Origin of the sequence: Burkholderia sp. MSMB1589WGS (genome assembly GCF_001636105.1) — a bacterium.
In the GTDB taxonomy this organism is placed as follows: domain Bacteria; phylum Pseudomonadota; class Gammaproteobacteria; order Burkholderiales; family Burkholderiaceae; genus Burkholderia; species Burkholderia humptydooensis.
The window spans coordinates 840,625-863,341 of sequence record NZ_LNJT01000006.1 but is presented as its reverse complement, the minus strand read 5'-3'; the positions used below and the strand labels follow the sequence as shown (position 1 = coordinate 863,341).

The following is a 22,717-nucleotide window of genomic DNA, read 5'->3' as shown; positions in this document are numbered from 1 at the left end:
CTGATGCGGTAAAACGACGAGCTTAACCGATGCGCGCGGCTCACGCGCCGTTGCGATGCAACTGCATCATCGCGCGCTCGGTCTCGCCCTTGACGACGGTCGGCATCACGGCGAGCGCGCGCTCGATCGCGGCGTCGATCACGTCCTGCTCTTCCTTGCGCGGCGGCTTCAGCACGAAGTTCGCGACATCGGGCTTCGCGCCCGCGCGCGCGCTTTCGGGAATCAGGTCGCGCGGATGGCCGATGCCGATCCGCAGCCGCCAGTATTGTTGCGAAGACAGGTGCGCGGAGATGTCCTTCAGGCCGTTGTGGCCGCCGCTGCCGCCGCCGAGCTTCAGCTTGACCGCGCCGGGTGGCAAGTCCAGCTCGTCGTGCGCGACGAGGATTTCGTTCGGCAGGAGCTTGAAGAAATGCGCGAGCGCGACGACCGATTGGCCGGAACGGTTCATGTACGTCTGCGGCTCGAGCAGATGCACTTCGTCGCCGAAGAGGCGCGCCTTCGCGTACAAGCCGTGGAAGCGCCGCTCGTCGCGCAGCGTCGCGCCGGCTTCGCGCGCGAGCTGGTCGACGAGCCAGAAGCCCGCGTTGTGGCGCGTCGCCGTGTATTCCGCCCCGGGATTGCCGAGGCCGACGATCAGTTTGATCATGATGAATGCTTGCCCGTCAGGGCTCGCCCTCGCGGGCTGCAAAATGAAAAAACCCGCCGGGCAAGCCGCGGCGGGTCTCGTCGACCGTCGTGCGAAACGGTTCGAAAGGCGGGTCCGAAGGGCGCTCAGGCAGCCGGCGTTTCGCCTTCGCCCGCAGCCGCTTCTTCCGACACGGCGCCAGCCGGGATCGTCGCCAAGGCGACCACGGGGTTTTCCGCGTCGACGTGCGGGGTCAGCGCGACGCCGTTCGGCAGCGCGATGTCCTTCACGTGCAGCGATTGGCCCGCTTCGATCTTCGACAGATCGACTTCGAGGAATTCCGGCAGGTCGGCCGGCAGGCACTCGATTTCGATTTCCGTCACGACGTGCGACACGACCGCGCTCGACAGCTTCACGGCCGGGCTCGTTTCCGCGTTCAGGAAGTGCAGCGGCACCTTCGTGTGCAGCTTCTTCTTCGGATCGATGCGCTGGAAGTCCACGTGCAGCACGAGCTGACGGAACGGATGGTATTGCACGTCACGCAGCAGGACGCGTTGCGACTTGCCGGCCACTTCGAGATCGAGGATCGACGAGTGGAAGGCTTCCTTCTTCAGCGCGTGCCACAGGGCGTTGTGATCGAGCTCGATCATTTGCGGGGCTGCTTCACCGCCGTACACGATACCCGTGGTCTTACCGGCGTTGCGCAGGCGGCGGCTCGCACCCGTACCTTGCTGTTGGCGCTCGAAAGCGACGACTTTCATGTGTTTCTCCATGTGCTGCCCGCGACCAGGCAGTAAAACGGGGCCCCGCGACAGCATGAGGCCCCCGAACGATGGCCGGGGGTTCGTCGGTCCCGGCCGATTGTGCAAAAAGCGAAGCTCGTCGCTTCGCTTTTTGCGCTAAACCATTTTGCGGCGGATCGCTTTACGATTCCGCGAACAGCGACATCACCGAATCGCCGCGGCGGATCCGCGAAAACGTCTCGGCGAGGAGGCCCGCGCTCGACAGCGCGCGGACCTTCGAGCACGCGAGCGATTCGGCGGACAGCGGAATCGTATCGGTGACGACGAGCTCGTCGAGCGCCGAAGCGGCGATCCGGTCTGCCGCGCCGCCCGACAGCACCGGGTGCGTCGCATACGCGAACACCTGCTTCGCGCCGCGCTCCTTCAGCACTTGCGCGGCCTTGCAGAGCGTGCCCGCCGTGTCGACCATGTCGTCCATGATCACGCAGGTGCGGCCTTCGACTTCACCGATGATGTTCATCACTTCGGCGACGTTCGCCTTCGGACGACGCTTGTCGATGATCGCCAGGTCGCAGTTCAGTTGCTTCGCGAGCGCGCGGGCGCGCACGACGCCGCCGACGTCCGGCGACACGACGAGCAGATCCGGGTAGTTCTGCTTGCGCAGGTCACCCAGGAGGATCGGCGTCGCATAGATGTTGTCGACGGGGATGTCGAAGAAGCCTTGAATCTGGTCGGCGTGCAGATCCATCGTGATGATCCGCTCGACGCCGGCGATTTCCAGCATGTTCGCGACGATCTTCGCGGAGATCGCGACGCGCGCCGAGCGCGGGCGGCGATCCTGGCGCGCGTAGCCGAAGTAGGGGATGGCGGCGGTGATCCGGCCGGCGGATGCGCGCTTGAGCGCATCGACCATGATCATCAGCTCCATCAGGTTGTCGTTCGTCGGCGCGCACGTCGATTGCAGGACGAAGACGTCCTTGCCGCGCACGTTTTCCTGGATTTCGACCTGAATCTCGCCGTCGGAGAAACGGCTAACCATCGCTTTGCCGAGGGGAATACCAAGAATTTTGACGACTTCCTGAGCAAGCGCGGGATTGGCGTTGCCAGTAAAAACCATCAGGCCGTCATGGCTGCTCATCGTGCACCTGCTTCAGGCTTAGGCGGGAAATGCGGGAAAGAAATTTTGGCAGGGGAGGAAGGACTCGAACCCTCGCATGCCGGAATCAAAATCCGGTGCCTTGACCAACTTGGCGACTCCCCTACACTAAACTTTTAGCTCCATCGGAAGTGTAGGCCATCCGGTGAAGCGAAACTTTATGACGCGAAAGCGAAGAATGGATGTTCACCCAAGCTCTCGGCAACTGCGCTATTCCAGCCGGCCGGCAGTTTGGCTTGCGCCGCTTCTGCTTCAGCCTTGCTCTTGAACGCCGCAAACACACTTGCTCCAGAGCCGGTCATCCGCGCGGGGGGCAGATTATAAAACCACTCGACCACCTTTGCAACTTCCGCGTACTTGCTTGTCACAACCTGCTGCATGTCATTCCGGCCGAAGCTGTCTGGCCATCCTGCAGTGCAGTTTCGCTGTGCAAGAAAGTCCGTAATTGTGATGGGTTTCGAATTTCTTGTCAACGATTTTTCGGAAAAAATCGCTGCTGTCGGAACGTGAACCCGTGGTGTCACAACCAGGAACCAGCGAGCCGGTAATTCTACAGCTTGTAGCGTTTCCCCGATACCCTCTGCGAATGCATTTTTTCCGAAGACGAAGAACGGCACGTCGGCGCCGAGCTTCACTGCGAGCGATTGCAACGTTGCGCGCGGCAAGTCGAGCTTCCAGAGGCGGTTGAGCGCAAGCAAGGTCGTCGCCGCGTCCGAGCTGCCGCCGCCGAGGCCCGCGCCCATCGGCAGCCGCTTGTCGATCTCGATGTCGACGCCCGCCGCGACGCCCGCGTGCGCTTTCAGCAGCGACGCCGCGCGCACGACGAGATCGGTTTCCTCGGGCACGCCCGGCACGTCGGTCTTGCGCGACACCTTGCCGTCGTCGCGCAGCGTGAAATGCAGCGTGTCGCCCCAGTCGAGTAGCTGGAACACGCTTTGCAGCTCGTGGTACCCGTCCGGGCGGCGGCCCGTGATGTGCAGGAACAGGTTCAGTTTCGCCGGGGCGAGGCAGTCGCGCAGCGAGCGGGTCGTATCGGTCATGCTAAGGCAGCTTGGTCGGGCAAAAGCGCGTGTTCAGCGGTCGAGCACGAGCTTGATGTCGAGGGGCGGCGTCTGCCGCACCAGGTTGATGCGTTTCACGCCGGCGGCCGGCGCGTCGGCGTATGCGAGGTAATCGATGGTCCAGCCGTCCTGGCGGATCTCCTTGATTCGCGTGCCGTCCTGCGGATCGCGCACCGTCGTCGCGGGCGTTGCGGGCGACGGCGTCGGCAGCAGCCAGTAGCGCAGGCCGTCGAGCGGCAGCGCGAAGCCGAGCGCGCGCTGCATCAGCTCGCCGACGTCGGGCGCGAATTGCGGTTGACGATTCGGCAATTCGAGCGACGCGCCGTCCGGCGCGGACTTCACGATCGCGAGCGTCTGGCCGAGCGGGCTGCGCAGTTCGAGCGACACGTTCGTGCCTTGCTGCTGCCAGTCGAAATTGCCGTAGACGTTGCGCGGATTGCCGAGCTGATCGTGGTACTGGACCGCGAAGCGGCCCGTGTACGCGCGATTCTGCTCGGTCTGCAGCGCGTTCGGCGCGGTGACGGGCGCGCGCTGCGGCTGCGTCGCGCAGCCGGCGAGCGCGACGGCGGCCGCGGCCGCAGCGGCGAGGGCGAAGCCGCGCGCGCTGCGCGCATGCGGCCGGGCAAAACGCGGCATCGTCATCAAAGTCCGTTCACCTCAAGGCGCTTGAGCGTCTGCACGAGCGTGTCGTTGTCGGGCTCGAGCTTCTGCGCGGCGCGCCACGCGGCGCGCGCTTCGTCGCGCGAGCCGCTCTTCCACAGCACTTCGCCGAGATGCGCGCCGATTTCAGCGTTCGGCTGCAGGTCGTAAGCGCGTTTGAGGATCGTCGTTGCGCCCGCCGTGTCGCCGAGGCGGTACTTGACCCAGCCGAGGCTGTCCATGATGAACGCGTCGTTCGGCGCGAGCGAACTCGCCTTCTCGATCAGCTTGCTCGCTTCCTGCAGGCGCAGGTTGCGGTCGGCGAGCGAATAGCCGAGCGCGTTGTATGCCTGCGGATTGTCCGGCTGCGCGCGCATCAGCAGGCGCAACTGCTGTTCCATCATCGTGTACTGGCCGATCTTCTCGCACGCCATCGCGTAGTCGTAGCGCAGATCGGGATCGTCCGGGAAATCCTCGACCGCCTGCGCGAGCCGGTCCGCGGCCTCCTTGTAGCGTCTCGACGTGAAGAGGATCGACGCATCGGTGCGCGCGATCACCGCGGCGTCGCGCGGATCGGACGCCTGCAGGTTCGCGAGCAGCTTGCGCGCTTCGTCGGTCTTGCCCTGCTTCTGCAGCAGTTGCGCGCGCGTGACCTGCGCGGGCACGTATTGCTGGCTCGATTCGTCGACCTTGTCGAGCCATTGCGCGGCGAGCGCCTCGTTGTTCTGGTCGAGCGCGATCTGCGCGAGATACACGTACGCCTGCCCGACGTCCGCCCCCGGCTTCTTCTGCGCGACCTTCACGTATTGCTTCAGGTACGCGGTCGCGTCGTCGAGGTGCTTCTGCTGGATCTTGATGAGCGCGATCGCCATCAGCGGCGTCGGGTCGCTCGAATCGTTGCGGCGCATCGCGTCGAACTGTTTCTGCGCGTCGTCGAGGCGATCGTCGGCGAGATACAACTGCGCGAGCGCGAGGCGGCCGTCACGCGACTTCGGATTCTGCTGAACGAACTTCTCGAACGATGCAACCCCGGCCGCGCGCTCGTCCGGCCCCATCTGCGACAGCATCAGCGCCGCCGGCAGATAATCGGGCTTGATGCGCAGCGCTTCCTTCAGCGATTGCGTCGCGCCGTCCTTGTCGTCGGTCGCGAGCTGCTGGCGCGCGATCGCGAACCGCGCCTCCGGCCGGTTCATGTCGTTCTTCAGCAGATCCTGAAGCACCGTCAGGCCGCCGACGCGGTTCGGTCCGCGCGCGAGCAGCGCCTGCAGCGCGATGATCGCCTGGCCGCGGCTGTCGCCCGTCGCACGCGCGAGTTCCTGCGCGAGCATCGGCTGCGCCTCGGCCGGCTTGCCGCCGAGCACGAGGAGCGCGGCGTCGACCTGCGCGGCGCGCTGCGAGCCCGGCGAATACTCGCGCCACAGATTCGCGGCCGTCAGCGCGTCCGCCGGGCTCTGCGCGGCGAGCGCGATCTCGGTCGCCCGCTGGGCCATGCGCGGATCGCGCGTGTCGCGCGAGAGCGCGAGGTAGGTCTGGTACGCGGGCGCGGGAAGATTGCGTTGCAGCGCGACCTCGGCCGCGAGCACCTGGTAGACGATCTGGCTCGTCAGCGCGACGTTCGGCAGATCCTTCTGCTCTTCCGGCAGCGTCGACGCGAATGCGCCCTGAGGGGCTTCGTCGCCTGCGTCGTCTTGCGCGTGAGCGGGGAATGCGGCGAGCGCCCACGCCGCGACGAGCGCAGCGCCGATCGCGCGGCGCACCGGAACGGCGCGCGGGCCGCGCGCAGCGGCAAGGCGCTTCTGGGACAGCTTCGAGGGCAAGGTCATGGAAATCCGTTCAATGTTTCAGCCGATTGTAACGCGCTCGCTACAATACGCGCACCATCGCCATCAGCCAGATAGAGACCCGTAAAACATGCCAGAGTTGCCGGAAGTCGAGGTTACGCGCCGAGGCATCGAGCCGTTCGTCGCCGGGCGGCGCGTGCAGCGCGTCGACGTGCGCACCGCCATGCTGCGCTGGCCCGTGCCCGCCGGCTTCGCCGAGCTGCTCAGGTCGCGCGAGGTGCTGCGCGTCGAGCGGCGCGGCAAGTACCTGCTGTTCGAAGTCGACGCCGGATGGTTCATCGTCCATCTCGGCATGACGGGCACGCTGCGCGTGCTGCCGAACGACGCGCCGCCGCCCGCGCCGGCGAAGCACGATCACGTCGACTGGATCTTCGACGAGTTCGTGCTGCGCTTTCGCGATCCGCGCCGCTTCGGCGCGGTGCTCTGGCATCCGCGCGACGCGGGCGACGTGCACGCGCATCCGCTCCTCGCGAGCCTCGGCGTCGAGCCGTTCTCGGCCGCGTTCTCGGGCGCGCTCCTCTTCAAGCGCACGCGCGGGCGCACGGTGTCCGTCAAGCAGGCGCTGCTCACGGGCGACATCGTCGTCGGCGTCGGCAACATCTATGCGTCCGAAAGCCTCTTTCGCGCCGGCATCCGGCCGACCACGGCGGCGGGGCGCGTATCGCTGCCGCGCTACGAGCGGCTCGCCGACGCGGTGCGCGCGACGCTCGCCGCCGCGATCGAGCGCGGCGGCAGCACGCTGCGCGACTTCGTCGGCAGCAACGGCGAGAGCGGCTATTTCCAGCTCGACTGTTTCGTCTACGATCGCGCGGGCGAGCCGTGCCGCGTCTGCGGCGCGGCGATCCGCCAGATCGTCCAGGGGCAGCGATCCACCTATTTCTGTCCGAATTGTCAGCGTTAAGAACTTGAAACCGCCCCGCATTCCTCCCGCGCCGCCCGTCATCACGCCGCTTCACGCGGCCTTCGCGCCGACGCTGATCGCCTGGCAGCGCAAGCACGGCCGCCACGACCTGCCGTGGCAGAACACCCGCGATCCGTACCGGATCTGGCTGTCGGAGATCATGTTGCAGCAGACGCAGGTGTCGACCGTCGTGCCGTACTACGTGCGCTTTCTCGAGCGTTATCCGGACGTCGCCGCGCTCGCGGCCGCGCCGATCGACGACGTGATGGCGCTTTGGGCCGGGCTCGGCTACTACTCGCGCGCGCGCAATCTGCACCGCTGCGCGCAGGCGGTCGTCGAGCTGCACGGCGGCGCGTTCCCGGGCTCGCCCGAAGCGCTCGCCGAGCTGCCGGGCATCGGCCGCTCGACGGCCGCGGCGATCGCGTCGTTCGCGTTCGGCGCGCGCGCGACGATCCTCGACGGCAACGTGAAGCGGGTGCTCGCGCGCGTGTTCGGCGTCGAAGGCTTCCCGGGTGACAAGCGCGTCGAGAACGAGATGTGGGCGCTCGCCGAGGCGCTCTTGCCGGATGTGGCCGAACAGGCCGACGTCACGGCGTACACGCAGGGCCTGATGGATCTCGGCGCAACGCTTTGCGTGCGCGGCAAGCCCGATTGCGCGCGCTGCCCGTTCGTGGGCGATTGCGTTGCCGATCGCAGCGGCCGGCAGCGCGAGCTGCCCGCCGCGCGCCCGAAGAAGGCGGTGCCGACGCGCCGCACGTGGATGCTCGTGCTGCGCGACGGCGACGCGGTGCTGTTGCAGCGGCGCCCGCCCGCGGGCATCTGGGGCGGCTTATGGAGCCTGCCCGAAGCGGACGGCGACGCGGCGCTCGCGCGGCGCGCGCGCGAATTCGGCGGCGCGGCGCTCGTGCCGCTCGCGCCGTTCACGCATACGTTCACGCATTTCAAGCTCGAGATCGAGCCGCGGCTCGCCGAGCTCGACGGCGCAGCGGGCGGCGCGTTGCAAGCGGCCGACGACGAGACCGCATGGGTCGCGCTCCACAAGCTCGACGCGTACGGCGTGCCCGCGCCCGTGCGCAAATTGCTCGACGGGTTGAGCGGGTCGTTGCTGTAGGCGCTGTAACTGCGGCAGGCGGGGTGGCCGCGCGGGGGCCGAAGTGGAAGCGAATGGCGCCGCCGTTTCCGGCGCGGTGCGCCTACAACCACCCGTGACGATTCAACTCCCGATGAACCGCATCGATGCGCGCGCCGACATCGGGGAATTCCATCAGCTTCTGCCGCGCGCGCAGATCGAGCGGCAGCACTTCGGCGAGCCGGTTCGACACCCACGTAGGGTCGTCGAACCGAAACGGCTCCGCGAACGGCAGCTCGGCTTCGGATTTGCGCAGCACTTCGACGATCCGGTCGAGCGCCTCCGCGCACGCGCCGAACTGCGCGAGCGCGTCGTCGCCTTCGAGCGGGATGTCGTCCTGCATCGGCTCCGCGATGCCGACGAGCAGGCCGTTCGCCTCGACCCGGTGCGACAGCAGCTCGAAGCGCTGCGTGCCGATCGTGCGCAGCAACAGCATGCCGAATTCGCCGGTATCGCATTCGATGATCCGCGCCATGCAGCCGATCGTTTCGGGCACCGATACTTCGCCTTCCTGAGCGACTTCCGGGCCGCTCTTCAGCAGGCACACGCCGAACGGCGCGTCGTCGCGCAGGCATGCGCGCGCCATGTCCAGATAACGCGCCTCGAAGACTTTCAGTGGCAGCAGCCCGCCCGGGAACAACACCGTATGCAGCGGGAAGAGCGGCAAATCGATGAGCGTGGTCGACAGAGAGGACATGGCGGGCCCGGGAAAAGTGAGCGGCGCTAGGTCACGAGCCGCGACGACGCGTCCACGGCGACGGGCGCGTCACGATGCCGCACGATCACGTTGGCCTGCCGCGACAGACGCGCGGCGAGCGTCTCCGCGAGAAACACCGACCGATGCTGGCCGCCCGTGCAGCCGATCGCGACCGTCAGGTAGCTGCGGTTGTCCTCGCGGAAATGCGGCAGCCACTTGCCGAGAAACGACTCGATGTCGTCGAGCATCTGATGGACGACGGGCAGCGCGTCGAGAAACGCGACGACCGGCTGGTCGACCCCGGTGAGCGGGCGCAGCTCGTGGTCGTAATACGGGTTCGGCAGCGCGCGCACGTCGAACATGAAATCGGCGTCGAGCGGCACGCCGCGCTTGAAGCCGAACGATTCGAACATCAGCACGAGATCGTCGTTCTTCTGCTCGATGAAGCGCTTGACCCACGTGCGCAGCACGTTCGCGCGCAGATTGCTCGTGTCGATCTGATGGCCGAATTCGGCGAGCGGCGCGACGAGGTCGCGCTCGCGCTCGATCGCCTCTTCGAGCGACACGAGAAGGCCGACGTCCGCGTCGTGCGACGGCGAGCCCGACAGCGGATGGCGGCGGCGCGTCTCGGAGAAGCGCTGGATCAGCGCCTGCGTGCTCGCGTTCAGGAACAGCACGCGCACGTCGTGCTCGCGCGACAGCGCGCGGATGAGGCCCGGCATTTCGTCGAGCGACGCGCTCGAGCGCGCGTCGATCGCGACGGCGAGCCGGTTCTGGCCTTCGTTCGCGAGGTAGCGGGCGAGCTCGGGCAGCACGTGCGGCGGCAGGTTGTCGACGCAATAGTAGCCCGCGTCCTCGAGCGCGTTCAGCGCGACGGACTTGCCTGAGCCGGAGATGCCGGTGATGAGGACAATGCGCATGGAAAGAGGAAATCCTGACGTTTCATCATAGCACCGGCTCGTTGCGCGAGCGTGGCGGGCGCGAGGCCGGCGCGGGTTACACGAGCTTGCCGGGAAACTGGCTGTCCGGGTCCTGCATCGCGAGGCGCTGGCGATCCATGAAATCGCGCAGCGTGTCGATGCCGCGCAGTTGCAGGATCGTGTTGCGCACCGCCGCCTCGACGAGCACCGCGAGGTTGCGGCCCGCCGCGACCTGGATCGTCACCTTGCTGATCGGCAGGCCGAGCACGTCGACGGTCTGGCTTTCGAGCGGCAGCCGCTGGAACTCGCCGTCGGGCCGGCGCACGAGCTGGACGATCAGCTTGAGCTTCATCTTCCGGCGCACCGCGGTTTCGCCAAAGATCGTCTTGATGTCGAGAAGGCCCAGGCCGCGCACTTCGAGCAGGTTCTGCAACAGCGGCGGGCAGCGCCCTTCGACGAAATCGGGGCCAAGTCGAACGAAGTCGACCGCGTCGTCGGCGACGAGCCCGTGGCCGCGGCTGATCAGCTCGAGGCCGAGCTCGCTCTTGCCGAGGCCCGAATCGCCCGTCAGCAGCACGCCCATCCCGAGGATGTCGAGGAACACGCCGTGCAGCGTCGCGCGCGGCGCGAGGATGCGCGACATGTACAGGCGCAGGCTGTCGATCACCGCGGCGGCCGACATCGGCGTCGTGAAGAGCGGCGTCGACGAGCGCGTGCAGCGCAGGACGAGCTCGGGCGGCGCGGCGGCGCCGCCCGCGACGACGAGAAACGGCGGCTCGAGCGCGATCAGCTCGGCCATGTGGCGCGAGCGGTCTTCGTCGGTCTGGCGCTGGTAGTAGTCGATCTCGGCCTCGCCGAGCACCTGGATCCGGTTCGGGTGGATCAGGTTCAGGTGGCCGACGAGATCGGCGCTCGACGTCGCGTTCGCCACCGTGTCGGCGGAAAAGCCGCGTTCCCAGCCTTCATGCCCCGTCAGCCAACTGAGCTTCAGCATGGCTGCGTTGTCGTCGAAGATGCTCTGGGCGTTGATGCTGGACGTATCCATGAGTCCGTCACTCCAAGGAGCCGGCGCCCTGGCGCTGCAACGACGGTTGCGGCGCCGGCCCGGCGGCGGGCGGCTCGGCTCGGCGGCGCGGGCCGCGACGCAATGGGGAACGAACCGCCCCGATCAGCCTAAGGTTGCCACTGAGTCAGGAGTCGATGCAACTCGTCGCGGTCCGGTTCAGTATGCAGACGCTCGCGCGTGTCGCGGTCGGACAGCAACTGGGCGATTTCGGAAAGGATTTCGAGGTGCGCCTGCGTCGCCTGCTCGGGCACGAGCAGGAAGATCAGCAGCGACACGGGCTGGCCGTCCGGCGCTTCGAACGGGATCGGCTCGGCGAGCCGCACGAAAGCGGCGAGCGGGTGCTTGAGCCCCTTGATCCGGCCATGCGGAATGGCGACGCCCTCGCCGAGGCCCGTCGAACCGAGACGCTCGCGCGCGAACAGATTGTCGGTGACGGTGCTGCGGGCGATGCCGTTCTGATTCTCGAAGATCAGGCCGGCTTGTTCGAAGACGCGTTTCTTGCTGGTGACGGAGAGATCGATGACGACGTTCTCCAGAGGCAGGATTTTGGCTAGGCGATTCATGTTGGCAGGCGTAGGGGCGGCCTGGGGTCTCCTCGCGGCGGACTGATTTTCCATGTCGGTCAAAAAGGACGGCGTTAGGCGACGGAGACCTGTGAAGCGCGGCGAACCGGCTCATCGCCCCCGATAATAACCGAGACATTATAGAGCACTGCAGACGGCGCCGCGCACCGCGCAAAACGTCGGGAATCGCTCGGGGCGCGGCGCATCCGCGTCGCGCCGCAGCGGTTTGCACAATAAAAAACCGCCCGTCGAGGCGGGCGGTTCGGCTGGCGCTGTCGCGCCGCGATCATTGCGGCGGCAGCTCGATCTGTTCGGCAGCCTGCTGGTGCTTGATCGGCTCGTGCGTGTGCGTCTGCAGACGCTCCATGTGCTTGACGACCTGGCGGTCGAGCTTGTCGATCAGCAGATCGATCGCCGCGTACAAATCGCCGTTCGCACTTTCGACGAAGATATCCTTGCCCTTCAGATGCAGCGTGATTTCCGCCTTTTGCCGCTTGTCCTTCTCTTTGTGGTTGTCGACCGTGAGGATCACTGCGCCATCGATGACCTGATCGCTATGGCGTAGCACCCTGTCGAGCTTGGTGATCACGTATTCGCGGATAGCAGGCGTGACTTCGAGATGGTGTCCACTGATCTTCAGGTTCATAGTGCTTCTCCAAGCTAATGACCACCTTCCGCATAGAGGCGGCATGCCTGCCGATTCTGTTGCCGACGCTCGTGGTGAGCAAGCATCGGTCGGCCGGCTTTGCCGTCGACGATGCGGCGGCCGGAAAACGCCCGCCGTGTGGCGACGGGCTACAGAGACTTGCGCAGATTCACCGCCGGGATCTTGAGGGCTTCGCGATATTTGGCAACCGTGCGGCGCGCGACCACGAACCCTTGTTCCGCTAGCAGCTCGGCTATGCGACTGTCCGAAAGAGGGGATTTGGGGTCTTCGGCTCCTATCAGTTGTTTGATGAGGGCGCGGATCGCTGTCGACGACGCGGCGCCTCCGGTGTCTGTCGATACGTGCGATCCGAAGAAGTACTTAAATTCAAGCGTGCCGAACGGGGTCAGCATGTACTTGCCGGTTGTCACACGGGAGACAGTCGATTCGTGTAGGCCCAGCGTATCAGCTATTTCCCGCAAAACCAAGGGGCGCATCGCGATTTCGCCGTGCGCAAAGAAATTCTTCTGACGTTCGACAATCGCCTGCGCGACGCGCAGGATCGTCTCGAATCGCTGCTGAATATTCTTGATCAGCCAGCGCGCTTCCTGAAGCTGCTGCTTCAGCGATCCCGTGCTCGGATCGCCCCGGCTGTTGCGCAGGATGTTCGCGTAAAGATGGTTGATCCGCAGCTTCGGCACCACTTCCGGATTGAGTTCCGCCTGCCAGTTCTGGCCGGTCTTCTTCACGATGATGTCGGGCACCACGTAATCGGCTTCGGCCTTGCCGTATGCCGCGCCGGGGAACGGCTCGAGCGAGCGGATCAGCGCGTGCGCGTCGCGCAGCTCGTCGTCGGTCGCCTTCAGTTGCTTGCGCAGGCGCGTGAAATCGCGCGCGGCGAGCAGCTCGAGATGCTGCGACACGATATCGAGCGCGAGCGTGCGCGTCGGGGACGGATCCAGGCGCAGCAGTTGCAGCTTCAGGCATTCGGATGCGGAGCGCGCGCCGACGCCCGCGGGATCGAAGCTGTGCACGAGCGCGAGCGCCGCATTCAGTTCGTCGACGTCGACTTCGAGCTCCTCGGGCAGATCGGCGAGCACTTCCTCGAGCGACGCGGTCAGATAGCCGTCGTCGTCGAGCGATTCGATCAGGAACGTGACGAGCGCGCGATCGCGCGGGCTCGCCTGCGTGACGCGCAACTGCGCCATCAGATGATCGCGCAGCGACGTCGACGTTTCGTGGATCTGCATCGGCGGCAGATCGTCGTCGTCGGACGCGGCGGGCGAGCGGCCGAAATCGTCGAGGTTCCACTGGTTCGCGTCGCCGCTGTCGGCCGAATAGCTGTCGTATTCGTCGACGCCGGCGGCTTCGTCGCGCTCGGTGCGCTCATTCGTCGCAGTCGTGCCGTTCGACGCGCCCGCCATCGGCTCGGGCGCGGACGGCGCGGGCGTCTGCGCGATCACCGAGCCGTCGGCCGCGACGCGCAACGGGCTCGCGATCCAGTCGTCGTCGCTTTCGAGCAGCGGGTTCTGCGCGATCGCCGTCGCGACTTCCTGCTGCAGTTCGAGCGTCGACAACTGCAGCAGCCGGATCGACTGCTGAAGCTGGGGCGTGAGCGCGAGATGCTGCGACAGGCGAAGTTGGAGACTGGCTTTCATGGCAAAAAGGGAGTCGTACCGGAAGTTTGCCACGAGGGCGGCGCGTTGAGGCATTCGGGATGACGCTCGGCGCGCGGGGCGAGCGCGCGCGGCGCGAGCCGGGCGTGCGGTGAGGCGGCGCGGATCGCGCCGGGGAGCGGGCGGCCGCGGGATCGTGTCCCGCGCCGCCTACATGCGGAAGTGCTCGCCGAGGTAGACGCGCCGCACGCTTTCGTTTTCGATGATTTCCTTCGGCGCGCCGGACGCGAGCACCGAGCCGTCGCTGATGATGTATGCGTGATCGCATATGCCGAGCGTCTCGCGCACGTTGTGATCGGTGATCAGCACGCCGATGTTGCGCTGCTTCAGGAACTTCACGATCTTCTGGATTTCGAGCACCGCGATCGGGTCGACGCCCGCGAACGGCTCGTCGAGCAGGATGAAGCTCGGGTTGCTCGCGAGCGCGCGCGCGATCTCGACGCGGCGGCGCTCGCCGCCCGACAGCGACAGCGCCGGGTTCTCGCGCAGGTGCGCGATCTGCAGCTCTTCGAGGAGCGCTTCCGTGCGCGCGCCGATCTCGTCCTTCGACAGCCGCTTGCCGTTGTCGTCGTGCTGCAGCTCGAGCACCGCGCGCACGTTCTGCTCGACGGTCAGCTTGCGGAACACCGACGCTTCCTGCGGCAGGTACGACAGGCCGAGCGACGCGCGCTTGTGGATCGGCATCAGGCTGATCGGGCTGCCGTTCAGCGAGATGTCGCCCGCGTCGAGCGGCACGAGGCCGACGATCATGTAGAACGACGTCGTCTTGCCGGCGCCGTTCGGACCGAGCAGGCCGACCACTTCGCCGCTCTTCACGTCGAGCGACACGTCCTTGACGACGGTGCGCGAGCCGTAGCGTTTCTTCAGGTTGCGCACGACGAGCGAGCTCGACGTGCCGGCCGGTTGGCGATTGGGGAGCGCGTTCACGGGTTCGGCGCTCCCTGGACGTCGTTCGACGGCGCGAGCCGCGCGGGGCCGCCTGACAGCGGCGCGGGGCCGCCGTTCTTCGGCGTCAGCATCGCGCGCACGCGGCCGCCCGGGTTGCCCGGACCGGCGACGTCCTTGCCGCCGCGCGCCGTGTAGAAGTCGCGCTGGCCGTCGTACGTGATCACGCTGCCGTGGACCGTGTCGGCGACGGTCGACTGGCCCTGCAGGCGGCGCACGGTCGCGTTCGTCGTGAGCGTGGTCAGATCCTGCTTGCCGTCGTAGTCGATGCGCTCGGCGTCGCCGTCGATGTACTCGTCGAGGCCCTCGCGCTTCTGGCGGAACGACGCGTGTTTCTTGCCGGAGGCCGTCGCCGTTGCGTACTGGTAGCCCTGCGGGTCCTGGCGCACCTCGACGCGATCGCCCTTGATCAGGATCGTGCCCTTCGTGATGACGACGTTGCCGGTGGCGACCGTGACCTGCTTCAGGTCGTCATAGGTGAGGTTGTCCGCTTCGACGTTGATCGGCTTGTCGCGGTCGGCCTTCTCGGCGTGGGCTGCGGGCGCGACGCCCGCGAGCGGCGCCGCGACGAGCGCCGCCGCGACCAACGCGCGCGCGGCGCGGCGTGCGCCGCTCGGAAATAAACAAGGGAACGATTCGTTCATGCAGTCCCGCGTGGTGAGTTACTTGGGTTGGCCAGCAGCGCCGCCGGACGTGTCGGAAGCGGCGATCGTGCCGCGCACGTTGCCGTAAAGTTCGATGACCCGGGTGACGTTGTTGTACTTCATCCCGGCGGCGGCGTTCGCGATCGACAGGCCGCGCTGAAGTTTAACCGGCTTTTCGGTCTCGATCACATCGTCGTTGACCAACACCCGGAAATGCTGGGAATCCGCCTGCATCGGCGGGTCGCCCGCGCCCGCCGCGCGCAGGATTCGCGCATCGTCATACAAATCGACGATCGACACGTCGCCGTTGACGGCGCCGCGCTTCGCGGTGGCGGTCACGGTCGGCTTGCCGGGCTGGAACGCGCGCAACGCCGGCTGCGCGAGCTCGCTCGTCTCGTCGTCTTCGTAATGGACGAGGCCCGCCGCCGTCAGCCGGTACTGGGTCGAGCCCGTCTGGTCGAGCTCGGTGACGGAGAAATTGTTCGCGAAATAGTCGGGCGTGTGCGACTTCGGCCGCACGAGCGCCTCGCCGGGCGGCGGCAGCGTGGCCTGCAGCAGCCAGTACGTGCCGCCCGCGAGCGCCGCCATCGCGACGAGCGGGATCAGCGAGGTCAGCCGGAATTTGCCGTCCATCCGCTCAGGCTCCGCAGGCGGCGGCGAGCAGCGCGTCGTAGCGGCGCTGCGCGCGCAGGATCGCGTCGCACGCTTCGCGCACCGCGCCGTGGCCGCCGCGGGCCTCGGCGACCCAGTGCGCGCGCGCGATCACGTCCGGATGCGCGTTCGCCGGCGCGGCCGCGAAGCCGCAACGCAGCATCACCGCGAGGTCGGGCCAGTCGTCGCCCATGTAGCCGCACTCGGCGGGCTCGAGGCCGAGCGTGCGCAGCAGCTCGCCGAACACGGCGAGCTTGTTCTCGACGCCCTGATGCAGGTGCGCGATGCGCATTTCCCGCGCGCGCGCGGCGACGGCTTCCGAGCGGCGGCCGGTGATGATCGCGGTTGCGATGCCTGCTTCGCCGAGGAGCTTCACGCCGTGGCCGTCGAGCGTGTTGAACGACTTCGTCGTGTCGCCCGCTGCGGTGAAATGGAGGCCGCCGTCGGTCAGCACGCCGTCGACGTCGAAAATCATCAGCTTCACGCGGCTCGCGCGTTCGGCCGCCGTGGCAGGGGGCGCGGACATCAAATCACCTTCTTCGAGAACAGATCGTGCATGTTGAGCGCGCCGATCAGCGCGCCGTGCTCGTCGACGACGAGCATCTGGTTGATCCGGTGGCGCTCCATCAGTTCCACCGCCTCGACGGCGAGGTGATCCGGCGCGATCGTGCGCGGATCGTGCGTCATCACGTCGATGATCGGCAGCCGGCGGAAATCGCCGTCGCGCTCGAGCACGCGGCGCAGGTCGCCGTCGGTGAAGATGCCGGCCACGCGGCCCGCGTCGTCGACGACGGCCGTCATGCCCATGCGCTTCGCGGTGATCTGGAAGAGGGCGTCGGAGAGCGTCGCGCCAAGCGGCACGGCGGGCACTTCGTCGCCCGTGCGCATCACGTCGCGCACGTACGTGAGCAGGCGCCGGCCGAGCGCGCCGCCGGGGTGCGAGCGCGCGAAATCGTCGGAGCCGAAGCCGCGCGCGTCGAGCACCGCGACGGCGAGCGCGTCGCCGAGCGCGAGCGCGGCCGTCGTGCTGGCCGTCGGCGCGAGGTTCAGCGGGCAGGCTTCCTTCGCGACGCCCGCGTTCAGATGGACGTCCGAGAGCGTCGCGAGGCTCGATGCCGGGCGGCCCGTCATTGCGATCAGCTTCGCGCCGAGCCGCTTGATGAGCGGCAGGATCGCGACGAGCTCCTCCGATTCGCCGGAGTTCGAGATCGCGATGAACACGTCGTCCTTCGTGACCATGCCGAGGTCGCCGTGGCTGGCTTCGGCCGGATGGACGAAAAACGCGGGGGTGCCGGTGCTCGCGAGCGTCGCTGCGATCTTGCGGGCGATGTGCCCCGATTTGCCGATGCCGGACACGACGACGCGTCCGCGGCAATTCAGGAGCAGCCCGACCGCGGCGACGAATTCGCCGTCGAGCTGGCCGGCGAGCGCGCGCACGGCGTTCGCCTCGATGTCGAGCACGTCGCGGGCGAGCGCGAGCGCCCGATCATCATTGATTTTCGCTATCATGCGCGGAGTATAGCAAAGGCGTTTGTTCGCCGCGCCGGGCCCCTTGCGCCCACCTTTTCGAGTAGTCTCCCGGCCCAACCCGGCGTCCGTTTCGCGGCGCCGTCGACGAACGAGGACGCTTTGCCCGTGATTTCCCCGCTCGAAATGACGCTTCTGCTGCTGCTTGCTTCGGTGGCGGGCGTCGTCGTGTTCCGTTCGCTGAACCTGCCGCCGATGCTCGGCTATCTGACGGTCGGCATCGTGGTCGGCCCGCATGCGCTCGGCTTCGCGGCCGACCTCGAGCGCGCCGAGCATCTCGCCGAGTTCGGCGTCGTGTTCCTGATGTTCTCGATCGGCCTCGAGTTCTCCCTGTCGAAGCTGCGCGCGATGCGCCGGCTCGTGTTCGGGCTCGGGCTCGCGCAGGTGCTCGGCACGATCGCGATCGCGCTCGCGCTGGGCGCGCTCTTCGAGCGCTGGATGCATATCACGTGGGAAGGCAGCGTCGCGCTCGGCGGCGCGCTCGCGATGTCGTCGACGGCGATCGTCTCGAAGATGCTCGCCGAGCGGCTCGAGATCGAGACCGAGCACGGCCGCAACATCTTCGGCGTGCTGCTGTTCCAGGATCTCGCCGTCGTGCCGCTGCTCATCGTGATCGCCGCGTTCGGCGGCGAATCGTCCAGGGATCTCGCGATGTCGCTCGGGCTCGCGGCCGTGAAGATCGTCGTCGCGCTCGCGCTGCTCCTGATCGTCGGCCAGCGCTTCATGACGCGGTGGCTGAACGTCGTCGCGCGGCGGCGCTCGCAGGAGCTGTTCGTGCTGAACCTGCTGCTCGTCACGCTCGGCGCCGCGTTCATCACCGACCGCTTCGGCCTGTCGCTCGCGCTCGGCGCGTTCATCGCGGGGATGCTGATCTCCGAGACGCCGTACCGGCATCAGGTGGAGGAGGACATCAAGCCGTTCCGCGACGTGCTGCTCGGCCTGTTCTTCGTGACGACCGGCATGCTGCTCGATCCGAGCGTGATCTGGCGGCATCCGTTTCTCGTGCTCGCGTTCTTCGCCGGCCAGGTGCTGCTCAAGAGCGTGATGATCACGGCGCTCGCGCGCGCGTTCGGCGCGACGCCCGGCGTCGCGATGCGCACGGGGCTCGGGCTCGCGCAGGCGGGCGAATTCGGCTTCGTGCTGCTGAACCTGATTCTCGACCGGCATCTCGTCGACGCGACGCTGCTGCAGTCGATCCTCGCGTCGATGCTGCTGTCGATGCTCGCCGCGCCGTTCCTGATCCAGAACGCGGACCGGATCGTGATGCGGCTGTCCGCCGCCGAATGGATGCAGCAATCGCTGCAGATGACGCGGATCGCGACGCAGAGCATCAAGCAGAAGGGCCACGTGATCGTCTGTGGCTACGGCCGCGCCGGGCAGAATCTCGCGCGGATGCTCGAGCAGGAGGGGATCGCGTACGTCGCGCTCGACCTCGATCCGGACCGCGTGACGGCGGCGGCCGCGGCGGGCGAATCGGTCGTGTTCGGCGACGCCGCGCGCCGCGAGTCGCTGCTCGCGGCGGGCATCCATCGCGCGGCGGCCGTGGCCGTCACGTATGCGAACACGCCGTCCGCGCTGCGCGTGCTGCACAACGTGCACGAGCTCGAGCCGACGTTGCCCGCGATCGTGCGCACGGTCGACGACGCCGATCTCGAGAGGCTGCTCGCCGCGGGCGCGACCGAGGTGATTCCGGAGATCGTCGAAGGCAGCCTGATGCTCGCGTCGCACACGCTCGTGCTGATGGGCGTGCCGATGCGGCGCGTCGTGCGGCGCGTCGAGGAGATGCGCGACGCGCGCTACAGCCTGCTGCGCGGCTACTTCCGCGGCGCCGACGACGCGGACGACGACGACCACGAGCAGGTGCGGCTACAATCGGTGCCCGTCGACGCGCGTTCGGACGCGGTCGGCCGCTCGCTCGCCGAGCTGGGGCTTTTCGCGCTCGGCCTCGAGGTGACGGCGATCCGCCGGCACGGGATTCGCGGCGTCGAACCCGACCCCGAGACGAAGCTGCGCGCGAGCGACATCGTCGTGCTGCGCGGGCTGCCCGAGGCGCTCGCGGAGGCCGAGGAGCGGCTGTCGCGCCATCGGCGCGAAGGCGGATCGACCGTGGTGGCGTGACGCCGCGCGGCCGCTGATTGTTGAGTTGTCGAGCGATCGACGAACGGCGCGAGATTCCGGCGCCGTTTTTTTCGGAGAGTTCCATGATGTCCACGTCGTCGGACGCGCAGCTCGATCCCGTCGAGTTCATTCACAGCCGCATCCGCACGGTGCCGAACTGGCCGCAGCCGGGCGTGATGTTCCGCGACATCACGCCGCTCTTGCAAAGCGCGAAGGCGCTGCGCGTGCTCGTCGATCTGTTCGTCGAGCGCTATGTCGACGCGAAGCTCGACTACGTCGCGGGCCTCGACGCGCGCGGCTTCATCATCGCGCCGATCGTCGCGTACGAGCTGTCCGTCGGCTTCGTGCCGATCCGCAAGGTCGGCAAGCTGCCGTACCGGACGCAGCGCGAATCGTACGCGCTCGAATACGGCGCCGCGACCGTCGAGATCCACGAAGACGCGTGCCAGCCGGGCGACCGTGTCGTGATCGTCGACGACCTGATCGCGACGGGCGGCACGATGATGGCGGGCAAGAACCTGCTCGAGCGGCTCGGCGCCGTGGTCGTCGAGGGCGCGGCGATCGTCGACCTGCCGGATCTCGGCGGCTCGGCGCTGCTGCGCGGGGCCGGCCTGTCGCTCTACACGGTCACCGGATTCGCCGGACATTGAGCGCGGCGCGCCACCGCGCACCGGATGCCCGGCCGCGGTTCCATCCCGCGCCCGCCCGAACGCGGCCTACTCATCCACCGATTCAAGCGAGCTCACGATGCCGAACTTCATGCTGTTCCTCGCGACGTCGATCGCGATCACCGTCGCGCCCGGCCCCGACAACCTGCAGGTGCTCGCGCGCGGCATCTCGCAGGGCCGCGCGGCCGGCATCGTCGCGGCGCTCGGCTTCGCGTCGGGCGTGCTGTTCCATACGACGCTCGCCGCGTTCGGCGTTGCCGCGCTGCTGCGCTCGTCGCCCGTCGCGTTTCACCTGCTCAAGCTCGCGGGCGGCGCGTATCTGATCTGGATCGGCCTCAAGGCGCTGCGCAGCAAGGGCCTCGCGACCGCGCACGAGCGCGCGCCGCAGCCGCTGTCGACGATCTTCCGCCAGAGCGTGATCGGCAATCTGCTCAATCCGAAGGTGACGCTGTTCTTCGTTGTGTTCCTGCCGCAGTTCGTCGATCCGCGCGGCGCGCAGCCCGTCGCGCTGCAGATGCTGGAGCTGGGCGCGCTCTTCATGGCGCAGACGGCCGTCGTGTTCTCGGTGTTCGGCGTCGGCGCGGGCGCGATCGGCGTGTGGCTCAAGCGCCGGCCGCGGGTTGGCGTGTGGCTCGACCGGCTCGCGGGCGCGACGTTCGTCGCGCTCGGCCTGCGCGTCGCGCTGAAGGACTGAGGAGCGGCGCGATGACGTTTCCGTGCATTGCCGCCGCGCGCCGCTTCGATCCGGCCGCGCACGTGCCGTTCTGGATCGCGGGCCGGCAGGTGGGCTGGCTGCGCCGCGGCGACGTCGCGCGCCTCGCGCGCTGGCCCGACGTGTTCGAGTTTCCGGCGGGGCGCGTCGAGCTCGCCGCGCGCTACGACAGCGTCGACGCGCGCAGCATGGCGCTCGCGAGCCCGATCGGCGCGCTCGCGGCCGAAGGCGCGATCGTCGGCTGGCGCGACGAGATCTACGCGATCCGCAACCGCTTCGACGATCCGCCGCTCGCTTACATCGAGCGGGCCGCGTCGCGCTTCTTCGGTACGATGACGTACGCGGTGCATCTGAACGGCGTCGTAGAATATGCGCCTTCGGCGCCGCTTGCGATGTGGCTTGGCCGCCGCAGCGCGACGAAGGCGACCGATCCGGGCATGCTCGACAACGTCGTGGCGGGCGGCATCGGCTGGGGGCTCGGCATCGAGGACACGATCGCGAAGGAATGCTGGGAAGAAGCGGGCATTCCGGCCGAGCTCGCCGCGCGCGCGATTCCCGGCCGCGTCGCGTACGTGCTGTGCTCGCTGCCGGAAGGCACGCAGGCCGAGCAGATCTTTGTCTACGACCTGCCGCTGCCGCGCGATTTCGCGCCCCGCAATCAGGACGGCGAAGTCGCCGAGCACCTGCTCGCCGGCGTGGGCGAGATCGTCGCGTGGCTGCGCGCGGGCGAAGCCACCGTCGACGCGAGTCTCGCGATGCTCGACAGCCTGTTGCGCCACCGCGCGCTTTCGCCCGACGACGCGCACGGAATCGACGCGCTGTTCGCGCCGCCGCCGCCCGGCTGAGCGCGGCGCGCGCGCATCGCATTGTTCAGAAGATTTGAGAAGGGAGTAGCGGTCATGTCGACCGATCACAGCTTTATCCTGAAACTGTCGTGCCCGGACCGGCGCGGCATCGTTCACGCGGTCTCGGGCTTTTTGCTCGAACGCGGCAGCAACATCCTCGATTCGGCGCAGTTCGGCGATAGCCGCACCGGCGAATTCTTCATGCGCGTGCATGCGGGGCAGGCGGGCGGCGCGGATGCCGCGGCGGCGCTCGATGGCCTGCGCGCCGAGTTCGCGCCGCTCGCCGAGCAGTTCGCGATGCGCTGGGAGCTGCACGACGCATCGGTGAAGCCGCGCGTCGTGATCCTCGTGTCGAAGATCGGCCATTGCCTGAACGACCTGCTGTTCCGCTACCGCACGGGCCAGTTGCCGATCGAGATTCCGGCGATCGTGTCGAATCACAAGGACTTCTACCAGCTCGCCGCGAGCTACGACATCCCGTTCCATCACTTCCCGCTCGCCGCGGGCGCGTCGGCCGACGCGAAGGCCGCGCAGGAGGCGCGCGTGCTCGAGGTGATCGACGAGCACGCCGCCGATCTCGTCGTGCTCGCGCGCTACATGCAGATCCTGTCGCCGAACATGTGCGAGCGGCTCGCGGGGCGCGCGATCAACATCCATCACTCGTTCCTGCCGAGCTTCAAGGGCGCGAAGCCGTACTACCAGGCGTTCGATCGCGGCGTGAAGCTGATCGGCGCGACCGCGCACTACGTGACGACCGATCTCGACGAAGGCCCGATCATCGAGCAGGAAGTCGAGCGCGTCGATCACAGCATGACGCCGGACGAACTGACGGCAGTCGGCCGCGACGTCGAGTGCGTGACGCTCGCGCGCGCGGTCAAGTGGCACGTCGAGCACCGAATCGTGCTGAACGGCACGAAGACGGTGGTGTTTCGCTGAGCGAGGCC

General features: G+C 67.6%; 24 protein-coding genes and 1 tRNA gene. 7 read left to right on the top strand and 18 right to left on the bottom strand.

Translation table 11 applies throughout. The features are described from left to right. Nucleotides 1–40: 40 nt before the first annotated feature. From pth to WT16_RS06180, 7 genes are all read right to left on the bottom strand, one after another. Complete coding sequence (gene pth / locus WT16_RS06210) at nt 41–646, bottom strand: aminoacyl-tRNA hydrolase (RefSeq protein ID WP_015602324.1); 606 nt, start codon at nt 644–646, stop codon at nt 41–43. A 125-nt stretch (nt 647–771) separates the two neighbouring features. Continuing rightward, entirely contained in the window at nt 772–1,386 is a 615-nt protein-coding gene (locus WT16_RS06205; RefSeq protein WP_015600789.1) for a 50S ribosomal protein L25/general stress protein Ctc, read from the bottom strand. A gap of 163 nt (nt 1,387–1,549) precedes the next feature. Continuing rightward, nucleotides 1,550–2,506, bottom strand: a complete 957-nt coding sequence (locus WT16_RS06200) for a ribose-phosphate pyrophosphokinase (protein WP_006024484.1) — start codon at nt 2,504–2,506, stop codon at nt 1,550–1,552. Between the two features lie 46 nt (nt 2,507–2,552). After that, a tRNA-Gln gene (locus tag WT16_RS06195) sits at nt 2,553–2,629 on the bottom strand. Between the two features lie 53 nt (nt 2,630–2,682). Further along, complete coding sequence (gene ispE, locus WT16_RS06190) at nt 2,683–3,564, bottom strand: 4-(cytidine 5'-diphospho)-2-C-methyl-D-erythritol kinase (RefSeq protein ID WP_063532902.1); 882 nt, start codon at nt 3,562–3,564, stop codon at nt 2,683–2,685. A gap of 33 nt (nt 3,565–3,597) precedes the next feature. Next, on the bottom strand, nt 3,598–4,230 hold the full coding sequence (lolB, locus tag WT16_RS06185) for a lipoprotein insertase outer membrane protein LolB (RefSeq protein WP_041861765.1): 633 nt from the start codon (nt 4,228–4,230) through the stop codon (nt 3,598–3,600). Continuing rightward, nucleotides 4,227–6,047: a tetratricopeptide repeat protein gene (locus WT16_RS06180; protein WP_015601007.1), complete on the bottom strand. Its 1,821-nt coding sequence runs from the start codon at nt 6,045–6,047 to the stop codon at nt 4,227–4,229. The genes lolB and WT16_RS06180 overlap by 4 nt, the downstream gene beginning before the upstream one ends. An 88-nt stretch (nt 6,048–6,135) precedes the next feature. Here WT16_RS06180 and mutM point away from each other — a divergent pair, with 88 nt between their 5' ends. Both mutM and mutY read left to right on the top strand, forming a co-directional pair. After that, nucleotides 6,136–6,966: a bifunctional DNA-formamidopyrimidine glycosylase/DNA-(apurinic or apyrimidinic site) lyase gene (gene mutM, locus WT16_RS06175; RefSeq protein WP_063532901.1), complete on the top strand. Its 831-nt coding sequence runs from the start codon at nt 6,136–6,138 to the stop codon at nt 6,964–6,966. 4 nt (nt 6,967–6,970) lie between these two features. Then, nucleotides 6,971–8,077 (top strand): A/G-specific adenine glycosylase, encoded by a 1,107-nt coding sequence (gene mutY / locus WT16_RS06170; RefSeq protein WP_063532900.1) that lies wholly within the window; start codon nt 6,971–6,973, stop codon nt 8,075–8,077. 82 nt (nt 8,078–8,159) lie between these two features. Here the strand turns inward: mutY and WT16_RS06165 are convergent, their stop codons facing one another. From WT16_RS06165 to kdsD, 11 genes are all read right to left on the bottom strand, one after another. Continuing rightward, on the bottom strand, nt 8,160–8,792 hold the full coding sequence (locus WT16_RS06165; RefSeq protein WP_009911186.1) for an LON peptidase substrate-binding domain-containing protein: 633 nt from the start codon (nt 8,790–8,792) through the stop codon (nt 8,160–8,162). 26 nt (nt 8,793–8,818) lie between these two features. Continuing rightward, a complete protein-coding gene (gene rapZ, locus WT16_RS06160; protein ID WP_063532899.1) occupies nt 8,819–9,712 on the bottom strand; it encodes an RNase adapter RapZ in 894 nt (297 codons plus the stop codon). 76 nt (nt 9,713–9,788) lie between these two features. Further along, the gene (hprK, locus tag WT16_RS06155) at nt 9,789–10,757 is read right to left on the bottom strand and encodes an HPr(Ser) kinase/phosphatase (RefSeq protein ID WP_004195225.1); all 969 of its coding nucleotides are present in this window, start codon (nt 10,755–10,757) and stop codon (nt 9,789–9,791) included. A 128-nt stretch (nt 10,758–10,885) separates the two neighbouring features. Beyond that, nucleotides 10,886–11,395, bottom strand: a complete 510-nt coding sequence (ptsN, locus tag WT16_RS06150; RefSeq protein WP_004534308.1) for a PTS IIA-like nitrogen regulatory protein PtsN — start codon at nt 11,393–11,395, stop codon at nt 10,886–10,888. Nucleotides 11,396–11,627: 232 nt separating this feature from the next. Then, nucleotides 11,628–11,987: a ribosome-associated translation inhibitor RaiA gene (gene raiA, locus WT16_RS06145; RefSeq protein WP_006024493.1), complete on the bottom strand. Its 360-nt coding sequence runs from the start codon at nt 11,985–11,987 to the stop codon at nt 11,628–11,630. A 149-nt stretch (nt 11,988–12,136) separates the two neighbouring features. Then, nucleotides 12,137–13,645: an RNA polymerase factor sigma-54 gene (locus WT16_RS06140; RefSeq protein ID WP_006024494.1), complete on the bottom strand. Its 1,509-nt coding sequence runs from the start codon at nt 13,643–13,645 to the stop codon at nt 12,137–12,139. A 168-nt stretch (nt 13,646–13,813) separates the two neighbouring features. Continuing rightward, nucleotides 13,814–14,590 carry an LPS export ABC transporter ATP-binding protein gene (lptB, locus tag WT16_RS06135; RefSeq protein ID WP_006024495.1) on the bottom strand — a complete coding sequence of 259 codons (777 nt, stop codon included), beginning with the start codon at nt 14,588–14,590 and terminating at the stop codon, nt 13,814–13,816. After that, complete coding sequence (lptA, locus tag WT16_RS06130) at nt 14,587–15,252, bottom strand: lipopolysaccharide transport periplasmic protein LptA (RefSeq protein WP_006024496.1); 666 nt, start codon at nt 15,250–15,252, stop codon at nt 14,587–14,589. Before lptA ends, lptB begins: the two co-directional genes overlap by 4 nt. Before the next feature lie 18 nt (nt 15,253–15,270). Next, entirely contained in the window at nt 15,271–15,885 is a 615-nt protein-coding gene (lptC, locus tag WT16_RS06125; protein ID WP_006024497.1) for an LPS export ABC transporter periplasmic protein LptC, read from the bottom strand. 4 nt (nt 15,886–15,889) lie between these two features. Beyond that, nucleotides 15,890–16,429, bottom strand: coding sequence for an HAD family hydrolase (locus WT16_RS06120; protein WP_009911188.1), 540 nt, complete (start codon nt 16,427–16,429; stop codon nt 15,890–15,892). Continuing rightward, the gene (gene kdsD, locus WT16_RS06115) at nt 16,429–17,412 is read right to left on the bottom strand and encodes an arabinose 5-phosphate isomerase KdsD (protein WP_006024499.1); all 984 of its coding nucleotides are present in this window, start codon (nt 17,410–17,412) and stop codon (nt 16,429–16,431) included. The genes WT16_RS06120 and kdsD overlap by 1 nt, the downstream gene beginning before the upstream one ends. A 126-nt stretch (nt 17,413–17,538) precedes the next feature. Here kdsD and WT16_RS06110 point away from each other — a divergent pair, with 126 nt between their 5' ends. The 5 genes from WT16_RS06110 (at nt 17,539) to purU (ending at nt 22,709) form a co-directional block, all read left to right on the top strand. Then, nucleotides 17,539–19,548, top strand: a complete 2,010-nt coding sequence (locus tag WT16_RS06110) for a monovalent cation:proton antiporter family protein (RefSeq protein WP_006024500.1) — start codon at nt 17,539–17,541, stop codon at nt 19,546–19,548. Between the two features lie 83 nt (nt 19,549–19,631). Continuing rightward, nucleotides 19,632–20,198: an adenine phosphoribosyltransferase gene (locus WT16_RS06105; protein WP_009911189.1), complete on the top strand. Its 567-nt coding sequence runs from the start codon at nt 19,632–19,634 to the stop codon at nt 20,196–20,198. A gap of 97 nt (nt 20,199–20,295) precedes the next feature. Next, the gene (locus WT16_RS06100) at nt 20,296–20,910 is read left to right on the top strand and encodes a LysE family translocator (protein ID WP_006024503.1); all 615 of its coding nucleotides are present in this window, start codon (nt 20,296–20,298) and stop codon (nt 20,908–20,910) included. A gap of 11 nt (nt 20,911–20,921) precedes the next feature. Next, nucleotides 20,922–21,773 (top strand): NUDIX hydrolase family protein, encoded by an 852-nt coding sequence (locus tag WT16_RS06095; protein WP_006024504.1) that lies wholly within the window; start codon nt 20,922–20,924, stop codon nt 21,771–21,773. Between the two features lie 54 nt (nt 21,774–21,827). After that, nucleotides 21,828–22,709 carry a formyltetrahydrofolate deformylase gene (purU, locus tag WT16_RS06090; protein ID WP_006024505.1) on the top strand — a complete coding sequence of 294 codons (882 nt, stop codon included), beginning with the start codon at nt 21,828–21,830 and terminating at the stop codon, nt 22,707–22,709. Nucleotides 22,710–22,717 lie beyond the last annotated feature (8 nt).

Bases quoted from the DNA above. Each gene is read 5' to 3' on its own strand.
- pth (WP_015602324.1), bottom strand. From the start codon at position 646: ATGATCAAACTGATCGTCGGCCTCGGCAATCCCGGGGCGGAATACACG.
- WT16_RS06205 (WP_015600789.1), bottom strand. From the start codon at position 1,386: ATGAAAGTCGTCGCTTTCGAGCGCCAACAGCAAGGTACGGGTGCGAGC.
- WT16_RS06200 (WP_006024484.1), bottom strand. From the start codon at position 2,506: ATGAGCAGCCATGACGGCCTGATGGTTTTTACTGGCAACGCCAATCCC.
- ispE (WP_063532902.1), bottom strand. From the start codon at position 3,564: ATGACCGATACGACCCGCTCGCTGCGCGACTGCCTCGCCCCGGCGAAA.
- WT16_RS06180 (WP_015601007.1), bottom strand. From the start codon at position 6,047: ATGACCTTGCCCTCGAAGCTGTCCCAGAAGCGCCTTGCCGCTGCGCGC.
- mutM (WP_063532901.1), top strand. From the start codon at position 6,136: ATGCCAGAGTTGCCGGAAGTCGAGGTTACGCGCCGAGGCATCGAGCCG.
- WT16_RS06165 (WP_009911186.1), bottom strand. From the start codon at position 8,792: ATGTCCTCTCTGTCGACCACGCTCATCGATTTGCCGCTCTTCCCGCTG.
- rapZ (WP_063532899.1), bottom strand. From the start codon at position 9,712: ATGCGCATTGTCCTCATCACCGGCATCTCCGGCTCAGGCAAGTCCGTC.
- hprK (WP_004195225.1), bottom strand. From the start codon at position 10,757: ATGGATACGTCCAGCATCAACGCCCAGAGCATCTTCGACGACAACGCA.
- ptsN (WP_004534308.1), bottom strand. From the start codon at position 11,395: ATGGAAAATCAGTCCGCCGCGAGGAGACCCCAGGCCGCCCCTACGCCT.
- raiA (WP_006024493.1), bottom strand. From the start codon at position 11,987: ATGAACCTGAAGATCAGTGGACACCATCTCGAAGTCACGCCTGCTATC.
- WT16_RS06140 (WP_006024494.1), bottom strand. From the start codon at position 13,645: ATGAAAGCCAGTCTCCAACTTCGCCTGTCGCAGCATCTCGCGCTCACG.
- lptA (WP_006024496.1), bottom strand. From the start codon at position 15,252: ATGAACGAATCGTTCCCTTGTTTATTTCCGAGCGGCGCACGCCGCGCC.
- lptC (WP_006024497.1), bottom strand. From the start codon at position 15,885: ATGGACGGCAAATTCCGGCTGACCTCGCTGATCCCGCTCGTCGCGATG.
- WT16_RS06120 (WP_009911188.1), bottom strand. From the start codon at position 16,429: ATGTCCGCGCCCCCTGCCACGGCGGCCGAACGCGCGAGCCGCGTGAAG.
- kdsD (WP_006024499.1), bottom strand. From the start codon at position 17,412: ATGATAGCGAAAATCAATGATGATCGGGCGCTCGCGCTCGCCCGCGAC.
- WT16_RS06105 (WP_009911189.1), top strand. From the start codon at position 19,632: ATGATGTCCACGTCGTCGGACGCGCAGCTCGATCCCGTCGAGTTCATT.
- WT16_RS06100 (WP_006024503.1), top strand. From the start codon at position 20,296: ATGCCGAACTTCATGCTGTTCCTCGCGACGTCGATCGCGATCACCGTC.
- WT16_RS06095 (WP_006024504.1), top strand. From the start codon at position 20,922: ATGACGTTTCCGTGCATTGCCGCCGCGCGCCGCTTCGATCCGGCCGCG.
- purU (WP_006024505.1), top strand. From the start codon at position 21,828: ATGTCGACCGATCACAGCTTTATCCTGAAACTGTCGTGCCCGGACCGG.